This window comes from Stygiolobus sp. RP850M, assembly GCF_037389295.1.
Classification (GTDB): Archaea; Thermoproteota; Thermoprotei_A; order Sulfolobales; family Sulfolobaceae; genus Stygiolobus.
Genome location: NZ_JBBHKU010000072.1, coordinates 147,653 through 154,262 on the forward strand (window position 1 = coordinate 147,653; position 6,610 = coordinate 154,262).

Consider the following 6,610-nt stretch of genomic DNA (forward strand, 5'->3'; position numbering starts at 1 on the left):
AAATAGGTTATAAAAATTTTAAACTTTCGCAGCCCTACCTAGCTTAAGATGCGCCTTCCCCAATTCTTTATTGGCTAGTGCTGATAACAAGTTAAGCTCACCAGCCAACACTGTAGAAGCTATTATTTCAGCGAATTTCTTAGCATTGCTACCAGGCGGGTTACCACTACCGTAAACGCCCATTATAGAAAGTGCTTCTCTCTGTGTAGGTAATCTAGTACCTCCTCCTACGGTCCCTACTTCAAGAGAAGTTAGAGTTACAGATATGTAAATTCCGTTTTCTCTGACTTCAGTCCACGTGTAACCGCTGCTACTTTCAACTACTTGAGCCATATCTTGACCAGTTGCCAAGAAAATGGCCGCAATTATATTTGCAAAGTGAGCGTTATATTGAAAGAACGTTCCTGCCCTAGCTCCACCAGCCCAATTCTTTCTCAAATTGACCTCATGAATTAAGTTCTTATCTGATTTCAAAACCTTTGTGATAATATCGTTAGGGATTAAAGCCTCAGCTACTACGGTTTTCCCTCTACCGTGAAGACTATTTACTATTGATTGCTTCTTATCACTACACATGTTACCGCTAACTGCTAAACACCTAGCCCTTCCAAAGTTCTCCTCGATATATTCACACACTTTCTCTGTAGCAATAGTAGCCATATTCATACCCATCGCGTCACCAGTATCATAAATAAACCTCAACCACACATTATTACCTAAAACGTAAGGCTCTACGGAAATTAATTTTCCATGAGAAGTTGTAGACTCTGCTATATGTTTCAAATCTTCATAATGTTTCTTTACCCAATCTATAAAATCTACAACATCAATTATACTATCCAATTTGAAAACCGGAGCCCTTGTCATTCCGTCAAAAATTATCTTAACTCTTGTACCTCCACTTAAGGTTACGGCCTTTGCACCACGGTTAACGCTGGCTATCAAGGCTCCCTCTGTTGTAGCTAAAGGTACATAGAATTCTCCCCTAGCATAATCACCATTAACTCTTAAAGGACCTATAACACCCATAGGTACTTGAACAGCTCCTATTACATTCTCTGCATTTCTATTCTTAATTTCAGCATAATCTAAAATTGTAGAACCTATCGAAGGTAAGTTTGAGTTAGTTAATCTTTCTATAGCTAGTCTTCTAGCTACCATCGCAGCATTTGCTTCTAAAAAATTATCTATTTCATGAAGTTGGATCTCGCCCTTTATTACTTTCTCAACAATATTATTAATTGTTTCCTGCATTATCTATCACTCTAAATTTTATCCCGTACTGTATTAAGCCATTAGTGGAATCAGACCTCAGCCTTCTTAACACAGCCTCAACTCTAACACCCTCTTTTAATTCATTGGCTTCTACGTCTGTCAAGGGGGCAACTATATCTAAACCCTCATCTAACCTAATGAGACCTACTATTATAGGGACTTGCTTTTCGAACCCCTCCCTTGTTTGATAAAGGACTGTGTATTCGAGTAAAGTACCTGTCCCCTTAGCCTTAACCTTTTCTACGTCTACAGAGCCACAATTTCCACATATACTTTGATACGGATAGAACACGTTCCCACATTTCTTGCATATTCCTAGAGTTAGAGAGTATAACGTATTTTTTAGTCTCCAACTTTGAGATGGACTTATTTTCATATATTTCACCTCATCAGAGCAACTAGATGAGAAGAATTACCAAGATCGTCTGTAGACAATAAAAATCCTCTTTCTGCATCTATTTTACCTCTTGGATGTTCTCCAATTAAATGTAAATATAACTCAGCTAACTGATATATCGCAGCAGCCGAGCCCGGATAGCCTCTTGCTTTAAGACCACCACCTAGATTTACGTTTACATTATCTAGATTGTCCAATCCGTTACCGTCCTTAGCAAGACCTAAGGACTCTAGCTCTAACGTAGCTAAGATACTATAAGAATCGTGGATCTCGTAAATATCATTACTACTCATTTTAGCCGTGAGCTTCTTTGCAACATCTCTTACAGAGTTTATTCTCACACTAGCAAGATCTAAAGGTAAATTACTGCTCACGATGTTTTCTATTTTTACAGTTGTATCAGTGAATTTCCTTGACAATTCATCAGATGTTATCAGAACTACTGAAGCACCATCAGCCCTTGCAGCTACATCAAACAAACGCAAGGGTTCAGCAACTATCTGCGAATCCATTATTACCTTTTTATCTACTTTAAATCTAAGATACGCATAAGGGTTCTCCACAGCGTTTTCGTGCATCTTTAAAGGCCATTTTGTAAAGTAATCATAGTCTTTACTGAACTTTTTCATATACCTCTTCATTAGTAAGGCAGCATGTGCATGAGGAGTTAATCCTACTTGATATTGGTATTCATTACCCAAATTATAAGAGATGACATCATTAACGTACTTTGACGGAAAATCCGAAAACTTATCCACACCTATTAGCAGAACACTATTAGCAATACCAGATTTGATTAACGAATATGCTGCTAATACTGCCGAACCACCGTTATCCCCATTTTCAACTCTAAACGATATAGAGGTTTTAATGCCTAACTTGTTGGAAAGTTTGAAGGCTAACATAAGATTCTTAGACAAGGTATCACTATACGTGCTGGCTAAAATTAAAGCATCAATTGATGAAGGCATTTCCTTTACTTTTAATATTAAATTCTTGTAAGCTTCAATGACTAGATCCGTTTCAGAAAATTCATAGTACCTATCAATTTTTATGAGACCACTACCTACTATTGAGACCATTATTCATACACCTTGAACTTATTGGTCGTTTTTGCATATAACGAATAAGGAATGACCTTTTTCCTATTCATATAATATTCTACACTCGGGGCTAGCTTTTGCCTCTCAGAGATTTTATCCGTTACTAATATGCTGAAGGCATCACTTCCTGCACCGCTTCCAAAGGGAGCTGTTAATATTCTTTCACCAGGTTTCGCAATATCAAGCACTTTTGCCAAGCCTAACAAAGCAGAAGCGTTATAGGGATTACCGATATATGGAGATACTAATCCGGCCTTTACTTTTTCTAACGGAACATTCAATTTCTTTGCAACTTGTATAGGAAACTTACCATTAGGCTGGTGAAATACAAAGTAATCAAAGTCAGAAATTTTGTACCCATTCTCATCGAGAAGGTTCTTCACCGCAGACATTATATGATAAAAGTAAGCAGGTTCACCAGTAAATCCTTCGCCATGAAGTGGATACGGCATACCATCTCTCCTCCAGAAATCCGGAGTATCGGTAGAGAAGGAGGTAGAAGCTTCGATAACTGCTGCGGATTCGTTGTCTCTTCCAACTACATAAGCTACTGCAGCCGAGGCTGAACTAAGTTCTAGAACGTCGCCAGGATTTGATTGTGCAGTATCACTACCAATTACTAAGCCGTACTTAATCTTACCCGCTTCAACCATACTAGAAGCAAGTCTTAAACCGGCTGAAGCTGCTCTGCAAGCAAATTCTAAATCGGCACTTAGAGTCTTATGAGAGATACCTAATGAATCTAATAAAATAGTAGCAGTAGGCTTAACGGCATAAACTTTAGATTCAGAGCCGAACAATACAAGGTTAATCTCTGAGGGATCAATTCTAGCTCTAGCTAAGGCATTTCTAGAGGCTTCCCATGCCATTGTAGTAGAATCCTCATCTGCTGAAGGAACGGCCTTTTCTGACAATCCGAGGCTTTTTACAACCTCCTTTTCAATGCCCCATAGCTCAGCTATTTCCTCAGACCTAATTCTATATCTAGGAATATAACTACCCCATCCTACTATTCCACTTTTCATTGATAAATGGAATGTAAGAGCTTTAATTATAAGATTTTCGACAAATGACTATAACCTAATCGACAAATGTCGAAAAAGTAATATATAGGGTATGACTTGGATTTAATTGAAAATTATTGGTGATGAGTAAAAAACACGGGGACTTTATGACCGGCTCAGCTCACGCTGATGATCTGTCAGCATAAAACATCTGGTAGCGTCTAGGCTTTAATTGTGCCACAATGTAATTAAAAGCAGCTTGCGGATCACTCTGTTCACCACAAGTATACACATCCAATGTAGCATATTTGTATTCATTCCATGTATGAAGTGCTATATGACTTTCCTCTACTAGAGCTATGACTGAAACTCCGCCTTTCTTGCCTCCGAATTTCCACGCTTTAATTTCTACTAAATTCATTTTAGCTATATTCACTGCTTCAAGAACTATCTTTTCTAGCAGGTCTTTATCCGTAAGAAGTTCTTCATCGAGATCGTATAGATTGCCAAAAACGTGCTTACCTATTATTTTATCTTCAGAGGAGGTTTGGAAATAGGTTTGTTGTTCCATCTTTTTTCCTAGGGCCCTCCGTCTCATTATCTTCTATATGGGGGATAATAAAGTAAACTGGTCTATCTAGTCTTCGAAATAAACTAATATATCACCCTATAGTATTAACCGCAATGAAACGAATTTACCTGCTTGGCATCATACTCATATTATTTATAAGCCTAGGTGCAGTATTTTACGTAGAAGCTAATAATTTCCACGTTTATGCGTATATAGTTAAGGAATCAATAACCCAATCTGGTTACCAAGTTTATTCAATCTGTGTCGTTAGTTCAAATAAAGGTCCTCTACCAATGTCAGCTAATGTAATAGTGGCAATTTCCGCGGGAACGCAATCTGGTATATTCGCCCACACAAAGAACTATATCAACGATACAAGTATTAGCGTTGCTCCTTTCAGCTCTAAGAAGTTATTAGTTAATATATCAATTCCAGCTGCACAACAAGTCTATAATGTTTATATCGAGGGGTCTGGTAATTACAATTGGCAATTGAAACCACAGAACAACATAACTTTAAATCAACAAATATATCAATTAAACACTATTGCACATTTCTACCCTATAAGAGCCGTTGTGTCCTCAAAGTATCTTACATTCTACACTAACGCTTCGATCATTTTCACAAACTCACATGCTTATCCTTATTACGTACAGTCAGCTCCGATATCACTAACCGCTTATCCCAATGGAAGTATAATTTACTCAATCGCCTTCGTTCTTAATACTCAGTACATAAAACTCTCAAGTGGTTCTTACACGGCTAAACTCTATATAAATGGAAGTTTAGTCAATACTTCAAGTATAACTATTTCTCAAGGACAGCAAGTAGTGATATACGGTAACCTCCCACCGTCAAACATAATATCTGTACAAAATTACGGTACGGCATATAATATAACATTGTTCTTAAACGGACAACAATTGATATACTATTTCGGCGAAATTATTTCAATATGATAGGGGCAAATCTTGACGTTAATAAGTTAACGTTTTCAATCTACGCTCCTTATATAGAAAAACTTGAGATTAGCATTTCTAGTCTAGGAAAATATGAGCTTGAAAAAGATGATTTGGAATATTTTAGGGGAGCCATAGATAACGTAAGAGAAGGTATGGAATATATGTTATAGTGAAAACGTTACAAAGCTTGATTGAACAAAACGTAAAATAGATGGAGAATATACAGATGTTCTAACCGGTGAATACTTTAGAGATTCAGTAACCGTCAAAGACCTACCGAGAGTCTTAGTAAAGCAAAATTAAGGTATGCGGGGGGTGGGCTTCGAACCCACGCAGGCCTACGCCAGCGGATATCCCTAAGGCCTTGAGTCCGCCCCCTTTGACCAGCTCGGGCACCCCCGCCTACCTATCTACATATTTCTCATTAATTTTAAGTTTTTCACCTATTGAATTATAGCTTAACTTAAAATCTCGATACGACCCTCTTCGTTCCCTAAAATCACCTCATAATCTTTAACACCCTTTTTACCGCAAAAAACACCACTCTCTACTACACCAGGTATCTCCTTTACTTTCTTTTCAAAAGCACATAATTCGCTTGTATTTACATCAACATCTATGATTATATTACCATTATCACTGATTACTCCTCCGATTTTTCCGTTAGTTTCCCTAATCCTTGCTTTGTATCCCAGCGAAGTAAGCTCCGACAAAACGTAAGATATGGCAGCTTGAGTGACTTCTACTGGGACGGGTAACTGATTTGAGCTTGAAAGTTTACTATACTCTCCAATGAATACTGACCTTTGAGAAAAATAGTATAATAATTTCTCTCTAAGTAATGCTGCACCTCCTCCTTTGATCATAACTTTGTCCTTAGTTACGAAATCGAAACTATCCACATAAATCTCTGGTTTCATGCCCGAACTCAATGATAAGACAACACCTCCCCTTTTAGATAAGTCTATTTCCGTGTCGATAGAACTTGATACAAAAACTTTACCCTTTATCATGTTTTTCTCTTCCATAACTTCAATTAGCCTCTTTACTGTTCTACCAGTACCCATTCCGATCAATTTGTAATCGGCTAGTAAAGGGGCTACGAACTCGGCTACAGCTCTTTTAGCATCCATAGAAGCATAATCTCCAATTAAGTTATAGGTTTTACCCTTGAATAAGAGAGTGTGGACAACATTTTCACTCATTTGAAATATTTACATTTATTATCACCCCCTTATCTAACAAATACACCGGGCAGTAAAGGATGTTATAGATAAGGAAATAGGTTGCGAACCATC

General features: G+C 37.6%; 9 protein-coding genes, 1 tRNA gene and 1 pseudogene. 3 read left to right on the top strand and 8 right to left on the bottom strand.

The window, feature by feature from the left end:
• Positions 1–18: 18 nt before the first annotated feature.
• The 5 genes from hmgA to speD form a co-directional block, all read right to left on the bottom strand.
• Positions 19–1,254 (bottom strand): hydroxymethylglutaryl-CoA reductase (NADPH), encoded by a 1,236-nt coding sequence (hmgA, locus tag WIW52_RS10795; RefSeq protein ID WP_337710416.1) that lies wholly within the window; start codon positions 1,252–1,254, stop codon positions 19–21.
• Positions 1,238–1,651 (bottom strand): Zn-ribbon domain-containing OB-fold protein, encoded by a 414-nt coding sequence (locus tag WIW52_RS10800; protein ID WP_337701353.1) that lies wholly within the window; start codon positions 1,649–1,651, stop codon positions 1,238–1,240. Before WIW52_RS10800 ends, hmgA begins: the two co-directional genes overlap by 17 nt.
• A 5-nt stretch (positions 1,652–1,656) precedes the next feature.
• Positions 1,657–2,754: a thiolase family protein gene (locus WIW52_RS10805; protein ID WP_337701351.1), complete on the bottom strand. Its 1,098-nt coding sequence runs from the start codon at positions 2,752–2,754 to the stop codon at positions 1,657–1,659.
• Positions 2,754–3,800 (bottom strand): hydroxymethylglutaryl-CoA synthase, encoded by a 1,047-nt coding sequence (locus WIW52_RS10810; RefSeq protein WP_337710418.1) that lies wholly within the window; start codon positions 3,798–3,800, stop codon positions 2,754–2,756. The genes WIW52_RS10805 and WIW52_RS10810 overlap by 1 nt, the downstream gene beginning before the upstream one ends.
• 160 nt (positions 3,801–3,960) lie before the next feature.
• A complete protein-coding gene (gene speD / locus WIW52_RS10815) occupies positions 3,961–4,350 on the bottom strand; it encodes an adenosylmethionine decarboxylase (RefSeq protein ID WP_156006082.1) in 390 nt (129 codons plus the stop codon).
• 113 nt (positions 4,351–4,463) lie between these two features.
• Between speD and WIW52_RS10820 the strand changes: the two genes are divergently transcribed.
• The 3 genes from WIW52_RS10820 to WIW52_RS11335 are packed head-to-tail and all read left to right on the top strand — an operon-like array spanning position 4,464 to position 5,615.
• Positions 4,464–5,309 (top strand): hypothetical protein, encoded by an 846-nt coding sequence (locus WIW52_RS10820; protein ID WP_337710420.1) that lies wholly within the window; start codon positions 4,464–4,466, stop codon positions 5,307–5,309.
• Entirely contained in the window at positions 5,306–5,482 is a 177-nt protein-coding gene (locus WIW52_RS10825; RefSeq protein ID WP_337710422.1) for a hypothetical protein, read from the top strand. Before WIW52_RS10820 ends, WIW52_RS10825 begins: the two co-directional genes overlap by 4 nt.
• 37 nt (positions 5,483–5,519) lie before the next feature.
• Positions 5,520–5,615, top strand: coding sequence for a DUF1953 domain-containing protein (locus tag WIW52_RS11335; protein WP_443295720.1), 96 nt, complete (start codon positions 5,520–5,522; stop codon positions 5,613–5,615).
• A gap of 4 nt (positions 5,616–5,619) precedes the next feature.
• On the opposite strand, the gene WIW52_RS10830 is transcribed toward WIW52_RS11335, so the two are convergent.
• From WIW52_RS10830 to WIW52_RS10840, 3 genes and pseudogenes are all read right to left on the bottom strand, one after another.
• A tRNA-Leu gene (locus WIW52_RS10830) sits at positions 5,620–5,714 on the bottom strand.
• A 56-nt stretch (positions 5,715–5,770) separates the two neighbouring features.
• Positions 5,771–6,445: a ribose 5-phosphate isomerase A gene (gene rpiA, locus WIW52_RS10835; RefSeq protein WP_337701345.1), complete on the bottom strand. Its 675-nt coding sequence runs from the start codon at positions 6,443–6,445 to the stop codon at positions 5,771–5,773.
• Positions 6,446–6,509: 64 nt separating this feature from the next.
• Positions 6,510–6,610, bottom strand: a pseudogene (locus WIW52_RS10840) (IS6 family transposase); the annotation flags it as partial.

Excerpts from the sequence above, each read along its gene's own strand:
- WIW52_RS10805 (WP_337701351.1), bottom strand. The coding sequence starts at position 2,754 with ATGGTCTCAATAGTAGGTAGTGGTCTCATAAAAATTGATAGGTACTAT.
- speD (WP_156006082.1), bottom strand. The coding sequence starts at position 4,350 with ATGGAACAACAAACCTATTTCCAAACCTCCTCTGAAGATAAAATAATA.
- WIW52_RS10810 (WP_337710418.1), bottom strand. The coding sequence starts at position 3,800 with ATGAAAAGTGGAATAGTAGGATGGGGTAGTTATATTCCTAGATATAGA.
- hmgA (WP_337710416.1), bottom strand. The coding sequence starts at position 1,254 with ATGCAGGAAACAATTAATAATATTGTTGAGAAAGTAATAAAGGGCGAG.
- WIW52_RS10825 (WP_337710422.1), top strand. The coding sequence starts at position 5,306 with ATGATAGGGGCAAATCTTGACGTTAATAAGTTAACGTTTTCAATCTAC.
- WIW52_RS10800 (WP_337701353.1), bottom strand. The coding sequence starts at position 1,651 with ATGAAAATAAGTCCATCTCAAAGTTGGAGACTAAAAAATACGTTATAC.
- rpiA (WP_337701345.1), bottom strand. The coding sequence starts at position 6,445 with ATGGATGCTAAAAGAGCTGTAGCCGAGTTCGTAGCCCCTTTACTAGCC.
- WIW52_RS10820 (WP_337710420.1), top strand. The coding sequence starts at position 4,464 with ATGAAACGAATTTACCTGCTTGGCATCATACTCATATTATTTATAAGC.